The following is a 21,003-nucleotide window of genomic DNA, read 5'->3' on the forward strand; positions in this document are numbered from 1 at the left end:
AATTAAATATGGCACGTAAACAACGTTTTCGTGAAGAAGAAGAAGCAGCGGTTGACATGACGCCAATGCTTGACATCGTATTTATCATGCTTATTTTCTTTATCGTAACTACATCGTTCGTTAAAGAGGCTGGTATCGAAGTCAATAAACCTAAAGCAGCTGCAGCTACGAAGCAAAAAAATGCAAACATTTTTGTTGCTATCCGTGCTGACGGTGCGATCTGGATTGATAAACAACAAGTAGACGTTGAGCGTGTATCAGCTAAACTTGAAAGTTTATTAGCAGAACAACCTACTGAAGTTGTGATTTTGCAAGCTGATAAAGAAGCAAAACACGGCGTAGTGGTTAAAGTTATGGACCAGATCAAAGCGACGGGTGATAACCTTAAAATTTCAATAGCTGGAGATCAGTAATGATTCGTTTTCTGTTTTCACTGATTGCAGGTGGGGCAGTTACTTTCGGCTTGTTCTACTTCATGGCGTACCTCATCTCCGGTGGAGCTGATCGTGCGACTGAACAAAAAGAACAGATCGTAGTCGAAATTATGACGAATCCGCCTGAATCTAAGGTGCAGGAGAGGAAGCGTGTTCCGCCTCCGCCTCCGCCACCGCCAAAGCAGCCGCCTAAGCCGCAGCCGCCTCAGCCGGAAAACAGCAACCCGAACACTGGTGGTTTGTCATTTAATATGCCAAGCATCGATGTGGGTAGCACAGCTGGTGGCCTAAGTGGTCCAGGTGCATTTGGACGTGATGGTGATGCGACACCTATCGTTCGTATTGAACCAAAATACCCTACGCAAGCAGCGCGTGATGGTAAGGAAGGTTGGGTACAACTTTCATTCACTATCAATGAAGTTGGTGGTGTAGAAGATGTTGAAGTGATCGACGCCGATCCAAAACGTATCTTCGACCGCGAAGCTAAACGTGCGCTACGTAAGTGGAAGTACCGTCCGAAAATCATCGATGGTAAACCACAGAAGCAATTTGGTCTTCAAGTACAATTAGACTTTAAACTTAACCAAGGCAACTAAGGAGGCGAGTAATGAGAAATTTATCTAAAGTAACTGCACTTGCGCTTCTTATGTCTCTATCAGGTGTAGCTTTCACTGCACCTGCTTTAGCAGCGCCAGATTACGCGAAGATTGAAGCGCGTAAAAAAGCAAAAACTAAAGTTATGGGCGAGCGCGTTGGTAAGAAAGTTATTAAAGCGTTTGACTTGTACAATGAAGATAAGCTTGATGAAGCGATTGCACTACTTAAAGAAATCGATCCTTCGGATGATTTCGATAAGGCAACAGTTGATCGTTACTTAGGTCAGATGTACGCTCAAAAAGAGCAGTACCAATTGGCTATTAAGCACATCTCAGCGGCAGTTAAGCCTGACGTTTTAAACTTTGCTGACCAAGAGCAAGGCCTAAAACTTCTAGGTGATATGTACGCGGGTACTGAGCAATATGCAAAAGCGAAAGAAGCTTATGCAGCTTGGATGGACTTCACAGGTGAGGAAGACGACAAAGTTTATACACGTATTGCGCAAGCAAACTACGAGTTAAAACTTTACAAAGACGTTCTTCCTGCTGCAGACAAAGCAATTGAATTGGCAAAAGAACCTGCAAAAGCTTCTTACCAATTAAAGCTAGCTGCCTATTTTGAACTTAAACAGTACAAAAACATGGTGGAAGTAGCTGAAGAGATTGTTCGTGTTTGGCCTGAAGACAAAAAAGCCTGGGTTGGTTTAGGTAAATACTACCTACAAACCGAAGACTTCAAAAAAGGTCTAGCGACCATGGAAGTTGCCTACAAAAATGGCTATTTTGAAAACGAAGTTGAATACAAAGTACTTTCTAACTTCTATTCGTTAAATGATATTCCTTACAAAGCAGCAGTCGTGCTTGAAAAGGCAATCAACGAAGAAAAAGTTAAGCGTAACAAGCAAAATATCAGCGCAGTGGCATCTAATTACCACCGTTCTAAAGATATTGAAAAAGCAGCTAAATACTATGAAGAAGCGGCTAAATTTGATGACGATGCAGAGCTTTACCGCAAAGCAGGTTCATTACTTTTACAATCGCAAAATTATAGTGCAGCCGTTGTTCGTTTGAACAAGGCATTAGAGTTAGGTTCTGATAAAAAAGGAACTATCTATTCTGATTTAGCTGAAGCTTACTACTACCAAGAGAAGTACAAGCAAGCTTACAACGCTATCACTAAGGCAATGGATGATCCGCGCACGCGTCGTTTCGCGAAGAGCTGGTCAGCCTTCATCAAAGATAAAGCCGCTCGTAACGGTGTAAAAATCTAATTGATGTTGTTTTAAATTAAAAAGCCCCTCTGGGGCTTTTTTTATGGAATTTTAAAATGCTAAGACAGATCGTATTATTACTTGTCGCAAGTGTGATGCTGATAGCTTGCTCTGAGCAATCTTCAGGTTTCAAGACTTTTAGGGAAGGGCAGCAAGCGCTGCAAAGAATTAATAATTTATTATCTAATCAAGAACTGCAAAGTGAAGCTACTAGCTGGCCTTTCTCTGAAAGTTATTTGCAAGCACGTCACCAAGCTTATCAAAAGCTAAAAGCGACGTCTTTAGATGAGTCACAACAGGCGCAATTAAATTATTTAATTATTGCCGAGCGTTATCCTGAACGTTATTTTGTCTGGCCTGTACAACGTGATGTTATTAGTCAAGCTCGTTCACAGGATAACTATTCAGCAAATGCACTAGCTAATTGGTTAGAGTTAGTTGAAATGCAGTTAATTGCTGCTGAACAAAGCAACCTTAAATTAAATAAAATTGAGTTAACGTTATTGCATAACATGGTTAAATCGCATCTGGATAACAGCGATGACAGTGTCCAAGCAGCGCTTTATAAACTCAATCAATACTTAACTCAATATAAACCTCGTACAAAGCTTGGTTTAGTTGGTTTAGCGAACGGTAAAGACTGGTACCAAAGTAAACTTAATTACTTCAGTGGTGAGACTAAGTCTCCTTTAAACTGGCTTAGTGAGGTCCAAAGTTCACTTAAGCAGTTACAAAGAGCAGATTTTGTATTACCTGTATCAGATTCTCATGTTAACCCATTAGTGATGACTTATTTTGTGGAAAATCATCAGCACAGTGGTCTTGATTGGCAGCTTGATTATATAGACCCGCTAAAAAGTAAACGTAAGCTAACGCAAGGCGAGCAATACTTCTGGCAAGTTATGATGGAAACCGACTTAGGTATTCATTATCACACTTGGAGTGAACAGCAAGCACGTGTCAATTTAATGAAGCGTTTAGGCGTAGATCAGCTGCAAGCGGATTGGTTAATTGAGGATATTATACTTTATCCTGCAATGAGTTTTATTTTTATAAATTAGTACAGCATTGCGCTCTATGGAGCGCAACGCCGACAACGTTGGCTTGCAGGATCTGCAAGTAAACGTTCGTCATCGATTTTTTCTTCGCAATCACAGCAATAGCCATACTGCCCGATATCAATTTGGCAAAGTGCTGCTTCCAACTTTTCTATCCGAGCAATCAATATTTGATATTCAGAGCCAAGGTTATTTGCTGTCAGCTCTAACCAATCCGAAGGAGGGTTATCTTTAAGTTGCGATAGTAGTTGCTGATGATAGCTTTGTTCAGAATTAGCCAGCATATCAAGTAAACGTTGTCTGACCTGCGCAAGTTCCGCAGATAACTTTGTTTGAATTTCAGTATTGTTCATCGCGTTTCTTCCAAGTGGGCAATACTAGTATTATCAAACAAAATCCGTTTGCTAATTATGATTTGTATCAATACTCGGCGCTTTGGCATACTTTCTTAGCACATCAGCTACTTCATCTTTGGCTTTTAAGCGACGTATCTCATCAAAAAGTACGCTTGCTTGTGGGTATTGGCGTTTTAAATAACCGAGCCATTGCTTAGTTCGAGAAGCAAAGTACTTTTCACATTTACTTTCGTCTTGGTGCATTGATGAATGAATAATGTGGTATATCACATGCTCCCATAACATAGGAGTATAATGTTCGTTTTGTGCATGTGACTTTATTTGTTTTGCTAAATCAGGCATTGCTAGTGCGCCACGACCAAGCATTAAGTCTTGGCAATGGCTTCTTTTTTGGCAAAGTATAGCATCTTTAACTTGCCAAATTTCACCGTTAGCAACTACTGAAATATTCTTGTTTTTGATTAATGGGGGGATTTTTTCCCAGTAAGCAGGAGGGTTATAACCATCTCGTTTAGTTCTGGCATGAATAGCAAGACTTGAAGCGCCTGCGCTTACAACAGCATCAACAATTTCTTGGCTATTACTATCATCATCAAAGCCAAGTCTGATTTTTGCACTCACCTCATGGCGTGGGTCGACAGCATCACGTACGGCTTTGATTATCTCGTACATATGCTCAGGGTCTTTTAAAAGTACCGCACCACCTTTACTTTTATTTACCGTTTTAGCAGGGCAACCAAAGTTTAAGTCGATTCCATGTGAGCCTAGGCGTATTGCTTTAACTGCATTTTCAGCTAAAGCATTGGCAACTTGACCCAGTAATTGAATACGTACAGGTGTACCTGCACGGGTATAGCCACCTGTTTTTAGCTCAGGACAATAGCGATGAAACACGCGCTCGGGTAGCGTGTCTTCGACGACACGAACAAACTCTGTAACGCATAAATCAAATCCACCTAAATCAGTTAGGAGTTGTCGCATTTTAAAATCTACAACACCTTCCATCGGTGCTAAAACTAGTCGCATGATACCTGTTTACTTATCAAAAATTAGGACGCGTATTCTAGCTGTTCTAGATTGTTTTATAAATCGTAATTTGCTTTCTGCGCACTTTCAGAAAATAATTAGAAAAAAATGAAAGATATTTGTAGTTCACAGGTCTTGTTTAATAACCCTTTATAAAAAAGAGAGTCATCGAATGAACACAGTTAAGAAAAATTCAATTGCATTAACATTAGGTGCAGTTGTAGTAGGTGCGTCAAGTTTTGCAGCCACTGATGCGAACGCGAATCCATTTGAATTTCAGCAAATGCAAGCAGGGTATCAGTTAGACGCGGCTGAAGGTAAGTGTGGAGAAGGCAAGTGTGGCGGCGATAAAAAAGCGGCTAAAGAAGGTAAGTGCGGCGAAGGTAAATGTGGCGCAGACAAAAAAGCAGCTAAAGAAGGTAAGTGCGGCGAAGGTAAATGTGGCGCAGACAAAAAAGCAGCTAAAGAAGGTAAGTGCGGCGAAGGTAAATGTGGCGCAGACAAAAAAGCGGCTAAAGAAGGTAAGTGCGGCGAAGGTAAATGTGGCGCAGACAAAAAAGCGGCTAAAGAAGGTAAGTGCGGCGAAGGTAAATGTGGCGCAGACAAAAAAGCAGCTAAAAAAGCAGCTAAAGAAGGTAAGTGCGGCGAAGGCAAATGTGGCGCAGACAAAAAGAAAGCTAAAGAAGGTAAGTGTGGTGAAGGTAAATGTGGTTCTAACCACTAAGCGCTCACTTAGCTTTTGAAAGGGCCGTAAAGGCCCTTTTTAGTAGGAGAGGTAGTATGTTAAAAGAATCAGTAGCTGATTTTGGGCAGATTGGGCTAGGTTTGCGACGAGAAATGCTTGATGAAATGCTTATCGATGTTCCTAAACCCATTGAGTTTTTAGAAGTTGCACCAGAAAACTGGCTAAAGCTTGGGGGGCGATTTGGTAAGCAATTTAAGCAGCTAACCGAGCAACATGCCTTTGTATGTCACGGTTTGTCGTTATCGATTGGGTCACCTTCAGCACTTGATATTGAGTTTGTGCAATCGCTTAAAACTTTCTTTAAAGAGCATAATGTTCGTCTGTTTAGTGAGCACTTAAGTTACTGCTCGGGAGAAGGGCACATGTACGACTTAATGCCAATTCCGTTTACTGAAGATGCTATTAAGCATGTTGCCTCTCGAATTAGGCAAGTTCAAGATATTCTTGAGCAGCCAATTGCAATTGAAAATGTCTCTTATTATGGCGCGCCCGGTCAACAAATGACGGAACTTGAATTTACTAATGCGGTTTTAGAAGAGGGGGATTGTAAATTACTGCTCGATGTTAATAATATTTACGTCAATTCGATTAATCATGGTTATGATGCAGGGAAATTCTTAGCAGCATTACCAACTAATCGCATTGCCTATGGGCATGTTGCTGGTCATTACACTGAGGCTGAGGATTTACTCGTTGATACTCATGGTGCGCCAGTGATCGATCCCGTTTGGCAATTGCTCGAAAAAGCCTATGAAATTCATGGGGTATTTCCCACCTTATTAGAGCGTGATTTTAATATTCCTCCTATGAGTGAATTATTAACAGAGCTGAGAACCATTGGAGCGTTGCAAGAGGCTGCTGCTCATCGAAATCAAGCAACGGTGAAACACAGTGCCTAATCATTTTACGCAAGTACAGCAAGAGTTTATGGCGCATATTCGCGACCCAGAAAATAATAAGAAGCCAGCCGATGTTGAAGAGCGTCGCATGGCGATTTACCGCGATTTATTTTTTAATAATGTGGATGGTTTTGTCAGCTCTGCGTACCCAGTGCTAAAAAGTTTATATACTGAGCAAGCTTGGCAGAGACTCATTAGGCATTTCTTTAGTATGCATGACTGTAAATCACCTTACTTTTTAGATATAGCAGGGGAGTTTTTGACTTTTCTTGCAAATGACTATGAAATGCAAAGTGATGATCCTGCTTTTATGTTCGAACTGGCGCATTATGAATGGGTTGAGCTTGATGTGTCGGTTGCTCAAGAGGTGGCACAAGAAGTGAAATTATCAGCTCATAAAGTGACAAGCTCCCCATTATATTTAAGTTCGTTTGCTCGCAATTTAAGTTATAGCTTCCCAGTTCATACTATCAGTGTGGATAATCAACCAAGTGAGCCGACAGCACAAGCAAGTTACTTCGTGGTTTATCGTGATAGTGATGATGAAGTACAGTTTTTATCAACAAATGCGATGACCGCATTACTGCTTAATATTATTGAATCTAAGCCTGGTGCAGATTTAAATGATGTATGCCAAGCAGTTGCAGAGCATGCTCCTCAATTTAGCCAAGAGCAGCTGTATCAAGGGGCCCTCAATACCTTAAGCGCTATGGCAGAGCGCGGTGTTGTGGTTACTAATACATAGGTTTAAAAATCGGCTAAAGCTCTTTATTGATGAGGGCTGTTAGACTATTATGTGCACCTTATTTTGTCGTGCTTAAATAAAGGTAGTAACTATGTCGAATGATAAAGACTTTAAAGATCCGTTCAATGCAACTTATTTCATTGCGTTTTTAGCTGTATTCGGTGGCATTGGCTGCCTTAACGCTATTCTTGGTTGGATCACTTCTTTATCTTAATCTGCGCAAGCAAATTTAAGACACTAGGCTGCACCATGCAGCCTTTTTTGTTGTAGTTAAGTGATTAATTTCGAAACTTGCTACCGACTTTCCACTAAGGTGATGTTATACTCTCGAGCTTTGTTAGATAAACTTTTTGAGCAGTATAATTATGACTCAAGCAACTTCAACGCTCATCAAACAGAGCATTGCAACGATCGCTGATTACCCTAAGCCGGGCATTATGTTCCGCGACGTAACAACATTAATGGCTAATGCTGACGCATTTAAAGCAACTATCGACAGCTTTATCGCAGCATACAAAGACCAAGGTTTTACAAAAATCATCGGTACTGAATCTCGTGGTTTTATCTTTGGTGCACCACTTTCATACGCACTAGGTATTCCATTCATTCCAGTTCGTAAACCAGGTAAACTTCCTCGCGAAGTGATTTCACAAAGCTACCAATTAGAGTATGGTGAAGATATTCTTGAGCTTCATACAGACGCAATTGTACCTGGTGATAAAGTGTTACTAGTAGATGACTTACTTGCTACAGGTGGCACAATCGAAGCAACTGCAAAATTAGTTGCTAAACTAGGCGGTAACGCAACTGATGCGGCATTTGTTGTTTCTTTACCAGAGCTTGGTGGTGAGCAACGTGTTGCTGAGATGGGCATCAAAATCTTAAAGTTGGTTGAATTCGAAGGCGAATAATTAATGAGTTATCAGGTTCTAGCAAGGAAATGGCGACCACAAACCTTTCACGAGTTAGTGGGGCAGTCTCATGTTAAACAAGCATTAGTGAATGCATTAACACAAAATAGACTCCATCATGCTTATCTCTTTACTGGAACCCGTGGGGTGGGTAAAACAACCATCGCACGTATATTCGCAAAAAGCCTCAACTGCGATAAGGGTATCTCTGCAGAGCCATGTGGCCAATGTTCAAGTTGTACTGACATTGAAGCAGGTCGTTATATTGATTTATTAGAAATCGATGCGGCATCGCGTACCAAAGTAGAAGATACCCGCGAAATCCTTGATAACGTTCAGTACGCACCAACACGTGGTCGTTACAAGGTATACCTAATCGATGAAGTTCACATGCTGTCAAAGCATAGTTTCAATGCATTACTAAAAACATTGGAAGAGCCTCCAGAGCATGTGAAATTTTTATTAGCGACAACTGATCCGCAAAAACTGCCCGTGACGATTTTATCGCGTTGCTTACAGTTTAATCTTAATGCTTTGTCGCAATCAGAAATTCATGATCAGCTTGCCCATGTTCTTAATCAAGAACAGCTAAGTTTTGATGATAAATCATTGTCTATTTTAGCTAAGGCCGCTGATGGTAGTATGCGTGATGCACTGAGCCTTACAGACCAAGCAATTGCGCAAACCAACGGCAGTATAAATCATCAGGCAGTACAAACCATGCTTGGCTTGATGGATACTCAATATAGCCAAACCATGTTAGCGGCGCTACTGTGCCAAGATGGCGATGCACTACTTCAAGAAGTAAAAGCGGTCGTAAGTCGAAACCCTAACTTTGTAGCCTTGCTCGACGATTTAATCGCCCTGACGCACCTTATTCAGCTTGTGCAACTCGTGCCTAGTGCAGCGGCACTTGATGATACTAACCGTGATTTTATTGAGCAAGTAGCGCAAACCACTGATGCACAGCAGATGCAGGTTTACTACCAATTGCTATTAAATGGTAAAAAAGATTTGCAGTGGGCACCCGATGCTAAACTAGGTTTTGAAATGATTATGTTGCGTTTGTTGGCATTCCAACCTACGCAATTTGCACAAAGCCAAACACCAACGAATACCCAGCAGCAGGTTAAGCCAAGTGGTGCCGGTGCACTGCGTGATATTTTGAAAAAATCAACGGCGCAACGTGAACAAGCAGTGTCAGAGCAAGCACTTTTAGCACAAAGCTCTGCACAGACAACTGCTGTTCCTTCAGAGCCTCAGCAAATTCAAGCTGAGCCTATTGAAGCTGAACCTGTTCAAGCAGCTAAAGCAGAAACAGTGCATAGCCAAGAGCCTGACCAGCAAGTTGAAGCAACAGCGGTAGTACAGCCTGGTGTTGAACAACAGCCTCAGCAATCTGTTGAAACTGCAATGACCGCTGAAGTTGAACCAGCGCCACAACAGCAAGAGCAAAGCTACTCAGAGCAAGTACCTGCAGCTGAATACTCTCCACAGGAGTATTCTTCGCAAGATTATATAGACGATCATGATGCACAAATGGACTCATCACTTGCTGCGCAATACGATGATGTGATGAATAGCGCCTATGATCAGGGCTTTACTGCAAATGAAGCACCTCAGCAACAGCAAACTGCACCAGTGCAATTACAACAGCAGCAAAGTCAGGCGCAGTCGGCCATTGCTCGTATTTTACAAGACCGCAATATCTCAGGTGCTGGGCGTTTAAGTGGTGCTGCAACGCAAACGAATGCTAAAGCAGAACAACAACCTGAAGCGAAGCCCAAAGCAGAGCCGCCAGCGCAACAAAGCACAGCCACGACCAATATTCAGCCTCAGCAGCAAGCAATGGCTGCTGAAGTAAAAAAGCCCATCCCCCAGCAAACGGGGGAGAGCAGTAATAAAGTAAAAAAAGTCGACTTTAGAGAAAAGCATCAAACAATTACTGAAAACTTAGCGCCTGAGCTGCTTGAGCAGATCAACCCGCAAAAAGTGCCAGAGCCAGTAGTAGAAGAAGCCAGTATTCCGGTCCCTGATGATTTTGAAAGTCCGATCAGCAGTATTAAATTTGCACACGAACAAGATGAATGGGCGTATTTAATAAAGCGCATGGGGCTCGGCGGACGGATGCGCCAATTTGCACTGCATTCAATTTTTACCAAGCAGAATAACCGACTGCACATTGAGGTTGACTCGTCACAGCGCCATTTAGACAGCGCAGTGCTAAGGCAAAAGCTCAATGCTGCATTAAGTGAAATTTACGGTCATAATGTAGAGCTTAGTATCGAGTTTGCTGATGGCGTAATTGACTCACCGTATTTGATTCAGCAAAAAATCGATGCCGGACGTCATCAACAAGCAATTGATGTAATAAATAGCGACGAAAACATAGTGCAATTTCAACAGTTATTTAGCGCTATAATCGATGAAAACAGTATTCAGGCATTGTAATTCGTTACAATAGCCCTTATCTTCATGCCAATTAAAGTAGTTTAGAAAGAGAGACAGTTATGTTTAAAGGTGGAATGGGTAACATGATGAAGCAAGCGCAGCAAATGCAAGAGCGCATGCAAAAAGCCCAAGAAGAAATCGCAAACCTTGAAGTAGTAGGTGAAGCAGGTGCAGGCCTAGTTAAAGTAACTATGCTTGGTAACCACAATGTACGTCGTGTTGAGTTAGATGAAAGCCTAATGGAAGACGACAAAGACATGATCGAAGATTTACTAGCGGCAGCGTGTAACGATGCTGTACGTCGTGTTGCTGAAGAAACGCAAGAGCGCATGAGCAAAGTAACTGGCGGTATGCAATTACCACCAGGTATGAAAATGCCATTCTAAGTGATTTTGTATGCAACTATCTCCTAGTTTAACACAGCTAATTGAAGCGCTACGATGCCAGCCAGGCATAGGCCCTAAGTCGGCACAGCGCATTGCTTTTCATTTGCTTGAGCGTGACCGTCAAGGTGGTAAACAACTTGGCCATGCATTAACTAAAGCAATGGATGAAGTAGGGCATTGTCAATCTTGTCGTACTTTTACAGAGCAAGCTGTGTGTGATATTTGTTCTAGTGTTAAACGCCAAGATAGTGGTTTATTGTGTGTGGTTGAATCACCAACCGATGTACTTGCTATTGAGCAAACTGGTCAGTACCAAGGCCTTTACTTTGTTTTAATGGGTCATTTGTCGCCAATTGATGGCATAGGACCAAAAGAAATTGGCCTTGATATTCTTGAAAGCAAGTTGCAACAAGGTGGCATTAATGAGGTGATCCTAGCAACCAATCCAAGTGTTGAAGGTGAAACCACAGCCCACTATATTGCAGAGCTTTGTCATAAGTATCAGGTGAGTGCATCTCGGATAGCTCATGGTGTCCCTGTTGGTGGTGAGCTCGATTTACTCGATGGTATGACGCTTATGCACGCATTTAGCGGACGACGCGCCGTAAACCAAAACTAATACCGAAAATGGTATCAAAAGCCTGCTTTAAGCAGGCTTTTTTGTGTTTAACCCCTAATTTACCCGCGAATTTAATTTTTTGCCTTGAAGTTCCAAAAGCCTACCCCATATAAAGAGTCATAGTGCAGATTAGACACTTTGTTAATTGGAGATTTACACAATGACTGCAGCACAAAAAGAAACATTAGGCTTTCAAACAGAAGTCAAACAACTATTAAACCTGATGATTCATTCTCTTTACTCTAATAAAGAGATTTTTCTACGTGAGCTTGTATCAAACGCCTCAGATGCGGCAGATAAATTACGTTTCCTTGCGCTTTCTAATGGCGATTTATATGAAAATGATGCGGAACTAAAAGTACGTATCAGTGCCGATAAAGAAGCAAACACGGTCACCATTACTGATAACGGTATTGGTATGAGCCGTGAAGATGTGATTAATTCACTAGGTACCATTGCAAAATCTGGCACTGCAGAGTTTTTCCAAAACCTAACAGGCGACCAAAGCAAAGATTCACAATTGATTGGTCAATTTGGTGTTGGTTTTTACTCAGCATTTATCGTTGCTGATAAAGTAACAGTGCGTACTCGTAAAGCAGGTGAAAGCCAAGGTATTGAATGGCAATCTGCAGGTGAAGGTGAGTACACATTACAAGAGATTGATAAACCATCACGCGGTACCGAAATTATTCTTCACCTTCGTGAAGACGAAACAGAGTTTGCTGATGAGTTCCGTTTACGTAGTATCGTAACTAAATACTCTGATCATATTTCGATTCCTGTTGAAATGTATAAAGAAGAAGTACCTGAATCTGAAGGTCCTGATGGCGAGAAGATTCCAGCACAGCCAGGCGAGTGGGAAGGTATTAACCGCGCGACAGCACTATGGACTCGTGATAAGTCAGAAGTAACAGACGAAGAGTACAAAGAGTTTTATAAGCATATCGGTCATGATTGGGAAGAGCCACTAAGCTGGGCACATAACAAGGTTGAAGGTAAAACAGAATACACTAGCCTGTTATACATCCCGAAAAAAGCACCTTTCGATTTATGGAACCGTGAGCGTCAATCAGGTTTAAAACTGTATGTGCAACGCGTTTTCATTATGGATGACGCAGAGCAGTTCATGCCAAGCTACCTACGTTTTGTGAAAGGTTTACTTGATTCAAACGACTTACCACTTAACGTGTCGCGTGAAATCTTGCAAGACAACAAAGTAACACAGGCAATCCGTAAAGGTTGTACATCGCGCGTACTTAAAATGCTCGAGCGCATGGCGAAAAACCGCGAAGAAGATTATCAATCTTTCTGGAACGAATTTGGTCAGGTGTTAAAAGAAGGCCCAGCGGAAGATATGGCAAATAAAGAAGCCATTGCTAAGCTACTGCGTTTCGCTTCTACACATACTGATGAAAGCACACAAAATGTATCGCTTGAACAATACATTGAGCGTATGAAGCCAGAGCAAGATAAGATTTACTATGTAGTTGCTGATTCATTCGCTGCAGCGAAAAACTCACCACACTTAGAGATCTTCCGTAAGAAGGGCATCGAAGTATTGCTACTAAGTGACCGTGTTGATGAGTGGATGATGAGCTACTTAACAGAGTTCAACGAAAAGTCATTCCAGTCAATTACCCGTGGTGACTTAGATTTAGGCAACATGGATGACGAAGAAACGAAAAAAGCGCAAGAAGAGTCAGAAAAAGAAGTTGCTGGCCTAGTTGAGCGTATTAAAACAGCACTAGGTGATAACGTTAAAGACGTACGCTTTACGCATCGTCTAACGGACTCTCCTGCATGTGTTGTTGCTGATGAGCATGATATGAGCTCACAAATGCAAAAGTTAATGGAATCAGTTGGTCAAACTGTGCCTGAGCAAAAGCCAATTTTTGAGCTTAACCCAGAGCATCAGCTTGTTAAACACTTAAATGTTGAACAAGATGAAGACAAGTTTTCCCAGTGGTCACAAGTACTTCTAGATCAAGCTTTACTAGCTGAGCGCGGAACTTTAAAAGACCCTGCAGGCTTTGTAACTCGTTTGAATAAACTTATGCTAGATTTAAGCAAATAAGCGTTTTAGCATAATGAGTTGGAAAAGGGAGCAAGGCTCCCTTTTTTATTGCCGCTAATATAGGCAATTGGTATAAGTTACTTGAGGTATAGCCTTAGTTGTGGAAGAATTCAGGCTCTAAAAACAAAACTCCACTGATCGACCATTTTTAAGATTAGTATCACACAGAGGACAATGATATGCGCATTATTCTTTTGGGCGCGCCGGGTGCAGGTAAAGGTACTCAAGCTCAGTTTTTGATGGACAAATACGGTATTCCACAAATTTCTACGGGCGATATGCTGCGTGCAGCAATCAAAGAAGGTACACCACTTGGTCTTGAAGCTAAAAAAGTAATGGATGCAGGTCAATTAGTATCTGACGAAATTATTATCGGTCTAGTTAAAGAGCGCATCGCTAAGCCAGATTGCGAAAAAGGTTTCTTACTAGATGGTTTCCCTCGTACTATTCCTCAAGCAGATGCAATGAAAGAGAATGGCGTGGTAGTTGATCACGTTATCGAATTTGACGTTGCTGACGAAATCATCGTTGAGCGTATGGGCGGCCGTCGCGTACACCCTGGTTCTGGTCGTGTTTATCACGTTGTTTATAACCCACCTAAAGTCGATGGCAAAGATGACATCACAGGTGAAGATCTAATCATTCGTGATGACGACACTGAAGAAACAGTACGTAAGCGTTTAGGTATTTACCACGACCAAACTAAACCATTAGTTGATTACTACCAAGCTGAAGCAAAAGCAGGCAACACTCAGTACCACAAATTAGACGGTACTCAAGCTGTTGAAGCTGTTAGCCAACAACTTGGTGAGCTACTAGGTTAATTTACCTTTTAGAATCACAAATAAAAAACCGCCTCTGGGCGGTTTTTTTGTGTCTGTCTCACTGCAAGTAAAATTGCGCTTTACAGTTTCTTTAATGCCGCAATGGCACCGTCGTAATCAGGCTCTTTTGATAAATTATCAACTAGCTGCTTATAAACGATGTTATGTTCTTTATCTAACACAAACACTGCACGGGTTAATAAGCCCATATCTTTGATAATCAAACCGTAGTTCTTACCAAAGTCACGCCACACTGAGTCAGACAAAGTCACCACTTTGTCGATATTTTCGGCTTTACAAAAACGCTTTTGTGCAAACGGTAAATCTGCGCTTAAGGTAAGCATAGCAACACTTGGGTACTCAGTAGCTACTTTTTCATTAAAGTGTTTGGTTTGAATACTACACACACCCGTATCTAAACTTGGCACTACGCTTAAAAGCACTGCTTGACCTTGGTAGTTATCTAGTGTGACAGGTGTAAAGCTGCCATCTACTACTTTAAAATTAGGCGCTTTTTGACCAACTTCAACACCTTGACCTAGTAAAGTGACCGGCTTAGATTGGGCAGAAACCTTACCTGCATCTAAACTATTTTCTGATAAATCACCAGCATAACTAAACGTGCATACAGCACCTAGTGCAAATATTAGCGGACGTAACATAATAAGATTCCTTCAAATTAACGCATTTAACATCAGTGTATTATACTCATAGAGTGGCTCAAAGGATTAGTACAATTTAAAATTGTAAATAACCAATAGTTTGATTAACATGTGTTCGTGAACCGATTTTTTATATAGAAAAATAATAATAAAGTTACTGGCACTAGTTAGTATCTAGTTAAAAGTGCGTATTTAGAGAGAAGGTATGTCAACATCGGTATTAGTTTGTGATGATTCAAAGTTAGCACGTCGACAATTAGCGCGCTCTTTACCCGATGATTGGGATATTAAAGTTGAGTTCGCTGAAAATGGTGTGCACTGTATTGAGCAGATTAAAAAAATTCAGCCAGAAATTCTATTTCTCGATTTAAACATGCCTGAAATGGATGGCTATGAAGTGCTTCAAGCCATTCAAGAACAGGACCTTCATGTTCTCACCGTGGTTGTGTCTGGTGATATTCAACCTAATGCGCATCAACGAGTGCTAGAGTTAGGTGCCATCGACTTTATTCAAAAACCTTGCTCTGCGGAAAAGCTCGCTAATATCATCGAACACCATGGTATTAAAGATAAAGCCATGCGTGAGCGCCTTGCTAATAAGCTAGGTGAGCAAGTTGACCCTGATGTGCGTGATATCTATCAAGAGCTCACTAACGTCGCTATGGGGCAAGCAGGGGACTTATTAGCGCGTCTTCTTAATGTATTCGTAAAGCTGCCTATCCCTAATGTAAATGTATTAGAAGTAAATGAGCTTGATATGGCTCTGCGCTCTATTGATGCTAATGCAACTACATCGGGTGTATGCCAAGGTTTTATCGGCGGTGGAGTATCTGGCGAAGCATTACTACTTTTAAACGATTCAAGTTTTAAAGAAATCGCGTCATTGATGAATTACGAAGGTGAGCTAAACGATAATGTCGAGCTTGAGCTGTTAATGGATGTGAGCAACATTCTGATCGGTGCGATTTTATCAGGGCTTTCTAAACAGCTAGATATGCGTTTTAGCCAAGGTCATCCTGTGGTGCTAGGGCAGCATTGTGATGTCACCGATTTAGTAAAAGCCAATAAATCTCGCTGGCAACGAACACTGGCGATTGAGATCAGCTATGGCATCGAAAATCACAATATTAACTGTGATTTGATGTTGCTGTTCACTGAGGACTCACTTAAAACCCTTAAGTACAAAGTAGCTTATTTATTAGAAGACTAAACTATGCCTGCAGCCGATTTTAATATGAATGAACTCCATTGGTTAATGGATATGTTTAATACCGTTGATGTAGGCCTAGTAGTGCTCGATAGAGACTACAAAGTATGCATCTGGAATGGTTTTATGGAAAACCATTCAGGCTTGCTACCAAGCGCGGTGAAAGATAAAGATCTGTTTGATTTATTTCCATCAATTGATGAAAAGTGGTTTCGCAGTAAATCAGAGTCTGTGTTCATACTAAATAATCGTTCATTTACTATTTGGGAGCAGCAGCCATATATTTTCCGTTTCAAAAACTACCGCCCAATTACCGGTAAAGCGGATCATATGTATCAAAATGCTACCTTTATTCCGCTGACAACGACCACAGGTGAAGTGTCGCATATCTGTATCATTATTTATGATGTAACGGATGAAGCTGTAAACAAAAAAGAGCTAGAAGAAGCCAACAGTAAGCTTGAACAAATGAGTCGAACAGATGCGCTGACTAAACTGACCAACCGTGGTTATTGGGAAGAAAAATTACGTAAAGAGTATATGCGTATTGTTCGCAGTGGCGGGTGTAGCAGTTTGTTGATGTTTGATATTGATCATTTTAAAAAGGTTAATGATGAGCATGGCCATCGCGGAGGTGATGAGGCGTTGCGTCATATTGCTGACCTTCTGCGTAAGACTTTGCGTGAAACCGATTTAGCTGGCCGCTATGGTGGTGAAGAGTTTGCGGTAACCTTGCTAGATACTGATCATGAAGGTGCGCATATTTTTGCTGAGCGATTAAGAACACTGATTGAGAACTCATCAATATACTTTGATGGCAAACAAATTCAACTGACGGTCAGTATTGGTTTTGCCTGCTTTGACGAAAAGTTTGATCGCTACGAAAAGTGGGTTGAAGCGGCAGATAAAGCCTTGTATCACTCTAAAGAAAATGGCCGTAACATGGTTACTGCTTATACAGATTTATAAAAAGGGGCAAAAGCCCCTTTTTTATACTAATTTTCTTAAGATTTTGCCGATTAAATGCCAAGTGGCGGTAAAACGAGAATATCTGTTTTAAGTAGCTTCATGACCTTTTCAGCAGTATTACCAATTAAATGACCTTTAATACCTGTATTACCAACCGAGCCCATAATCACTAAATCAGCATTTAATTTTGCTGCAACACTTGGAATCACTTGTTCAACCACACCAGCTTTGATTTTTAGTTTTTCTTTTAAGTCGTGCGCTTCAATTAAGGTACGCTGCGCGACGGGGAGTTTTTCAAAAGCATTTGTCACTTGTTCATCTGAAAATACAATGCCTAAATCACGTAAAAATGGTGACACGTGCACGGTATAACACGCATAAAATTCGCTTTCGTAGTCTTTAGCATAGGCCAAACCTGCTTTAATAATTGCCTCGTTTAAACAGTATTTAGTGGCTTTTTCGCTGCCTAAATCAAGAGCCGCGAGTACATTGGTATTGTTACGCCATTTGTTATCGGCGGCTAGGTAAAGGGGGAGTGGGCTAAAACGGATAAGCTGCCAATCTAGTTCGCTAAATTGCGTTTCTTCGTCAATGTGACGGGTTTTAATCACCATATCATAGTTTGACGTATCAAGCTCATTTGCAAGCCACTGTACTGGGCTTTCATGCCAAAGGTTTTGCAATGTATAACTGCCGTCATCTAGATGCTCACTGATCAGAGGGCTAAGCGCTGCACGGACTTTAGCGAGTTCTTTGTCTTGTATCGCAAGCGCTTCATCTGGTGGAATAGAGAATAAAATGTTATTGGTATCTTCATAACTAAAAGCAACAAGATCAATATGCTTAACGCCTTTGGCTTTTTGCTTTGCATGTAAAATAGACGTTTTAGCATCGGCTATTGAGTCGATGATCACCAGTATTTTTTTATTCATTTTGGCTACTCTGTTGTGTGTCGGGTATCACTGCTTGGGCATTCACCCAGTAATGAAACTTCACCTGTTGAGGTTTCTTGTTCCAGTTTTACCTTAAAGCCCCATAGCCTGTAAAGGTGTTTTAGCACTTCATCTTTTGATTTAGCTAAGGGAATATTGTTATGGGGGACATAGCGCAGAGTTAATGAACGATCTCCTCTGATATCAACGTTATAGACTTGAATATTTGGCTCGAGATTACTTAAGTTATATTGAGCCGAAAGCGTTTCACGAACTTGTTGATAACCTAGCTCATCATGAATTGCCCCCACATTAAGAGTCGGTTCTTTTTCATGGTCAATAATGGTAAATAATTTAAAATCACGAATTATTTTCGGCGATAAAAACTGGCTTATAAAGCTCTCGTCTTTAAAGTTTTGCATTGCGAAATGCAGCGTCTCTAACCAATCGCTGCCTGCATATTCAGGGAACCACTTTTTATCTTCATCAGTTGGGTTTTCACACATTCTGCGGATATCAACCATCATGTTAAAGCCAAGGGCATAAGGGTTTATACCTGAATAATAGTTACTGTTGTATGGTGGTTGATACACTACATTTGTATGGCTTTGTAAAAACTCGAGCATAAAGGCATCTGTGAGTTTTCCTTCATCGTAAAGGTGGTTCAAAATGGTGTAATGCCAAAATGTTGCCCAGCCCTCATTCATAACTTGAGTTTGTTTTTGTGGATAAAAATATTGAGAAATCTTACGAACAATACGGATGACTTCCCGTTGCCATGACTCAAGCAGCGGGGCATTTTTCTCGATGAAGTACAAAATGTTTTCTTGTGGCTCATCAGGAAAGCGGCGCTCACGCTTTTTAGACTCTTGCTGTGAGGTTGGAATAGTACGCCAAAGTTCATTCACTTGTGATTGTAGGTAATCTTCACGTTCTTGTTGGCGCTTTTGTTCTTCATACAGTGAAATTCGTTGCGGACGCTTGTAACGGTCTACACCATAATTCATAAGGGCATGACATGAATCAATCAGGTTTTCGACCTCGGTAATGCCGTATTTTTCTTCGCATTTAGCTATGTAATTTTTTGCAAATAACAAGTAATCGATAATTGAGCTGGCATCGGTCCAGGTTTTAAATAAGTAATTACCTTTAAAAAACGAGTTGTGGCCATAGCAAGCATGAGCCATTACCAAAGCTTGCATTGGTAGGGTATTTTCTTCCATTAAATAAGCAATACAAGGGTCTGAGTTAATAACAATTTCATAAGCGAGGCCCATTTGTCCTCGTTTATAGTTTTGTTCTGTTTGAATGAATTTTTTACCATACGACCAGTGGCTGTAGCCAATCGGCATCCCTACACTGGAATAGGCATCCATCATTTGTTCTGCGGTGATCACCTCAATTTGATTTGGGTAGGTATCGAGTTTATAAATTTTCGCAACCCGCTCAATCTCAGTTTGATACTCTGCTAATAAATCAAAGGTCCAATCAGGACCGTCACTAATACGTTTATCGGCCATACTTTACCTCACTCGCAAGGCTATGCGGCGCCTTGCTGCTGACGATTCTTTTTAAATAATTCACGGAAAATAGGGTAAATGTCCTCAACGCCCCGGATATGTTGCATTGCAAAATTGTCGTGGGTTTGCGCTATCGACTGATACTCTCGCCACAAGCTTTGATGGGCACGGGCTGTAATTTCGATGTAGGCGTAATAGCGCACCGCCTTTAGTAGTTTATTACGTAAAATTTCGCCACAGTTCGGTGAGTCGTCTGCCCAGTTGTCGCCATCAGAGGCTTGTGCTGCATAAATGTTCCACTCTTCTGGGTTGTAGCGATCAGCGATAATTTCGTTCATTAGCTTTAATGCGCTCGATACAATTGTGCCACCCGTTTCCTGAGAATAGAAAAACTCTTGCTCATCTACTTCTTTCGCTTGGGTATGATGGCGAATATAGACGACTTCTATATTTTTGTAGCTGCGGGTTAGAAATTGATAAAGCAAAATATAAAAGCGTTTTGCCATATCTTTAGTAGCTTGGTCCATCGAACCTGAGACATCCATTAAGCAAAACATCACTGCTTTGCTTGTAGGATGTGGCTGTTTTTCATAATTACGAAAACGTAGGTCATAATTATCAATAAATGGCACTGCGTTAATGCGACTTTGTAGTTCCTCAATTTGACGTTCGAGTAACGCAATGGCAGCTTTGTCTGGTTCTTCCTCTGCTTTTAGCAACGCTAACTGACCTTCAAGCTCAGCAAGGTGGCGCTTTTTGCCTGCGGTCATTGCTACTCTGCGAGCAAGTGAGCCTTGTAATGAGCGCACTATATCAATATTGCTTGGCATGCCATCATTACAAAAACCTGCACGATGGGTTTTCATTTGTACGAGTTTATCTAGCTGATTTTGTTGTAGGTTAGGCAGTTCAAGATCTTCGAACAGTAAGTCTAAGTATTCATCCTTTGAAATAGAGAATACAAAGTCATCTTGTCCTTCACCCGAGTCACTGGCTTCACCTTCGCCACTGCCTCCACCTTGACCACCCCCTTGCGGCCGCTTGATTTTATCGCCCGTAGAGAATTGATCATTACCTGGGTGGATTTGTTCACGGTCACCGCCACGTCCTTGATGAAAAATAGGTTCACTGATATCACGTTGCGGAATAGAAATACTCTCGCCGCTGGTAGTATCGGTTACGCTACGCTTATTAATGGCATCAGATACCGCTTCTTTAATCTGTTTCTTATAACGCCTGATGAACCGTTGACGATTCAAGGTACTTTTGTTTTTTCCATTCAGGCGTCGGTCAATAAAATGCGCCATAACAACCCCCT

At 41.3% G+C, this 21,003-nt stretch carries 22 protein-coding genes; 16 read left to right on the top strand and 6 right to left on the bottom strand.

Annotated elements, in window-relative coordinates:
* The first annotated feature begins 8 nt into the window (after nt 1-8).
* The 4 genes from EVU92_RS10975 to EVU92_RS10990 are packed head-to-tail and all read left to right on the top strand — an operon-like array spanning nt 9 to nt 3,362.
* Nucleotides 9-413: a biopolymer transporter ExbD gene (locus tag EVU92_RS10975; RefSeq protein ID WP_054551557.1), complete on the top strand. Its 405-nt coding sequence runs from the start codon at nt 9-11 to the stop codon at nt 411-413.
* Nucleotides 413-1,030, top strand: a complete 618-nt coding sequence (locus EVU92_RS10980) for an energy transducer TonB (RefSeq protein ID WP_054551556.1) — start codon at nt 413-415, stop codon at nt 1,028-1,030. The genes EVU92_RS10975 and EVU92_RS10980 overlap by 1 nt, the downstream gene beginning before the upstream one ends.
* Before the next feature lie 11 nt (nt 1,031-1,041).
* On the top strand, nt 1,042-2,301 hold the full coding sequence (locus tag EVU92_RS10985) for a tetratricopeptide repeat protein (protein WP_130051253.1): 1,260 nt from the start codon (nt 1,042-1,044) through the stop codon (nt 2,299-2,301).
* Between the two features lie 56 nt (nt 2,302-2,357).
* Entirely contained in the window at nt 2,358-3,362 is a 1,005-nt protein-coding gene (locus EVU92_RS10990) for a hypothetical protein (protein ID WP_130051254.1), read from the top strand.
* A 14-nt stretch (nt 3,363-3,376) separates the two neighbouring features.
* On the opposite strand, the gene EVU92_RS10995 is transcribed toward EVU92_RS10990, so the two are convergent.
* Both EVU92_RS10995 and EVU92_RS11000 read right to left on the bottom strand, forming a co-directional pair.
* Nucleotides 3,377-3,712, bottom strand: coding sequence for a TraR/DksA C4-type zinc finger protein (locus EVU92_RS10995; RefSeq protein WP_130051255.1), 336 nt, complete (start codon nt 3,710-3,712; stop codon nt 3,377-3,379).
* A gap of 51 nt (nt 3,713-3,763) precedes the next feature.
* Nucleotides 3,764-4,741: a tRNA-dihydrouridine synthase gene (locus EVU92_RS11000; RefSeq protein WP_130051256.1), complete on the bottom strand. Its 978-nt coding sequence runs from the start codon at nt 4,739-4,741 to the stop codon at nt 3,764-3,766.
* Nucleotides 4,742-4,913: 172 nt separating this feature from the next.
* Between EVU92_RS11000 and EVU92_RS11005 the strand changes: the two genes are divergently transcribed.
* The 10 genes from EVU92_RS11005 (at nt 4,914) to adk (ending at nt 14,395) form a co-directional block, all read left to right on the top strand.
* Nucleotides 4,914-5,465 carry a hypothetical protein gene (locus tag EVU92_RS11005; protein ID WP_130051257.1) on the top strand — a complete coding sequence of 184 codons (552 nt, stop codon included), beginning with the start codon at nt 4,914-4,916 and terminating at the stop codon, nt 5,463-5,465.
* Between the two features lie 56 nt (nt 5,466-5,521).
* Nucleotides 5,522-6,385: a DUF692 domain-containing protein gene (locus EVU92_RS11010; protein ID WP_130051258.1), complete on the top strand. Its 864-nt coding sequence runs from the start codon at nt 5,522-5,524 to the stop codon at nt 6,383-6,385.
* Nucleotides 6,378-7,130, top strand: a complete 753-nt coding sequence (locus EVU92_RS11015; RefSeq protein WP_256854835.1) for a putative DNA-binding domain-containing protein — start codon at nt 6,378-6,380, stop codon at nt 7,128-7,130. Before EVU92_RS11010 ends, EVU92_RS11015 begins: the two co-directional genes overlap by 8 nt.
* A 91-nt stretch (nt 7,131-7,221) precedes the next feature.
* Entirely contained in the window at nt 7,222-7,344 is a 123-nt protein-coding gene (locus EVU92_RS21820; RefSeq protein ID WP_254907726.1) for a hypothetical protein, read from the top strand.
* A 151-nt stretch (nt 7,345-7,495) separates the two neighbouring features.
* A complete protein-coding gene (apt, locus tag EVU92_RS11020) occupies nt 7,496-8,041 on the top strand; it encodes an adenine phosphoribosyltransferase (protein WP_130051259.1) in 546 nt (181 codons plus the stop codon).
* A 3-nt stretch (nt 8,042-8,044) separates the two neighbouring features.
* Nucleotides 8,045-10,492, top strand: a complete 2,448-nt coding sequence (gene dnaX, locus EVU92_RS11025; protein ID WP_130051260.1) for a DNA polymerase III subunit gamma/tau — start codon at nt 8,045-8,047, stop codon at nt 10,490-10,492.
* A 59-nt stretch (nt 10,493-10,551) separates the two neighbouring features.
* Nucleotides 10,552-10,878 (top strand): YbaB/EbfC family nucleoid-associated protein, encoded by a 327-nt coding sequence (locus EVU92_RS11030; protein ID WP_036967566.1) that lies wholly within the window; start codon nt 10,552-10,554, stop codon nt 10,876-10,878.
* A 10-nt stretch (nt 10,879-10,888) separates the two neighbouring features.
* Nucleotides 10,889-11,497 (top strand): recombination mediator RecR, encoded by a 609-nt coding sequence (gene recR / locus EVU92_RS11035; RefSeq protein ID WP_063705901.1) that lies wholly within the window; start codon nt 10,889-10,891, stop codon nt 11,495-11,497.
* Nucleotides 11,498-11,657: 160 nt separating this feature from the next.
* On the top strand, nt 11,658-13,571 hold the full coding sequence (gene htpG / locus EVU92_RS11040) for a molecular chaperone HtpG (protein WP_130051261.1): 1,914 nt from the start codon (nt 11,658-11,660) through the stop codon (nt 13,569-13,571).
* Nucleotides 13,572-13,750: 179 nt separating this feature from the next.
* Nucleotides 13,751-14,395, top strand: coding sequence for an adenylate kinase (gene adk, locus EVU92_RS11045; protein WP_036967590.1), 645 nt, complete (start codon nt 13,751-13,753; stop codon nt 14,393-14,395).
* Between the two features lie 80 nt (nt 14,396-14,475).
* Here adk and tpx read toward each other — a convergent pair whose 3' ends face one another.
* Nucleotides 14,476-15,057, bottom strand: a complete 582-nt coding sequence (gene tpx, locus EVU92_RS11050) for a thiol peroxidase (RefSeq protein WP_130051262.1) — start codon at nt 15,055-15,057, stop codon at nt 14,476-14,478.
* 205 nt (nt 15,058-15,262) lie between these two features.
* Between tpx and EVU92_RS11055 the strand changes: the two genes are divergently transcribed.
* Both EVU92_RS11055 and EVU92_RS11060 read left to right on the top strand, forming a co-directional pair.
* Nucleotides 15,263-16,267, top strand: coding sequence for a response regulator (locus EVU92_RS11055; protein WP_130051263.1), 1,005 nt, complete (start codon nt 15,263-15,265; stop codon nt 16,265-16,267).
* A gap of 3 nt (nt 16,268-16,270) precedes the next feature.
* Nucleotides 16,271-17,233 carry a diguanylate cyclase gene (locus EVU92_RS11060; protein ID WP_130051264.1) on the top strand — a complete coding sequence of 321 codons (963 nt, stop codon included), beginning with the start codon at nt 16,271-16,273 and terminating at the stop codon, nt 17,231-17,233.
* 50 nt (nt 17,234-17,283) lie between these two features.
* Here the strand turns inward: EVU92_RS11060 and EVU92_RS11065 are convergent, their stop codons facing one another.
* Genes EVU92_RS11065 through EVU92_RS11075 form a run of 3 tightly spaced genes read right to left on the bottom strand, consistent with a single transcriptional unit; the run spans nt 17,284 to nt 20,992 of the window.
* Nucleotides 17,284-18,165, bottom strand: coding sequence for a universal stress protein (locus tag EVU92_RS11065; protein ID WP_130051265.1), 882 nt, complete (start codon nt 18,163-18,165; stop codon nt 17,284-17,286).
* A gap of 5 nt (nt 18,166-18,170) precedes the next feature.
* Nucleotides 18,171-19,685: a SpoVR family protein gene (locus EVU92_RS11070; RefSeq protein WP_130051266.1), complete on the bottom strand. Its 1,515-nt coding sequence runs from the start codon at nt 19,683-19,685 to the stop codon at nt 18,171-18,173.
* A 20-nt stretch (nt 19,686-19,705) separates the two neighbouring features.
* Nucleotides 19,706-20,992, bottom strand: coding sequence for a YeaH/YhbH family protein (locus EVU92_RS11075; RefSeq protein ID WP_130051267.1), 1,287 nt, complete (start codon nt 20,990-20,992; stop codon nt 19,706-19,708).
* Nucleotides 20,993-21,003: the final 11 nt, after the last annotated feature.

The sequence above is a fragment of the Pseudoalteromonas sp. MEBiC 03485 genome (assembly GCF_004195145.1).
Taxonomy (GTDB): Bacteria; Pseudomonadota; Gammaproteobacteria; order Enterobacterales; family Alteromonadaceae; genus Pseudoalteromonas; species Pseudoalteromonas apostichopi.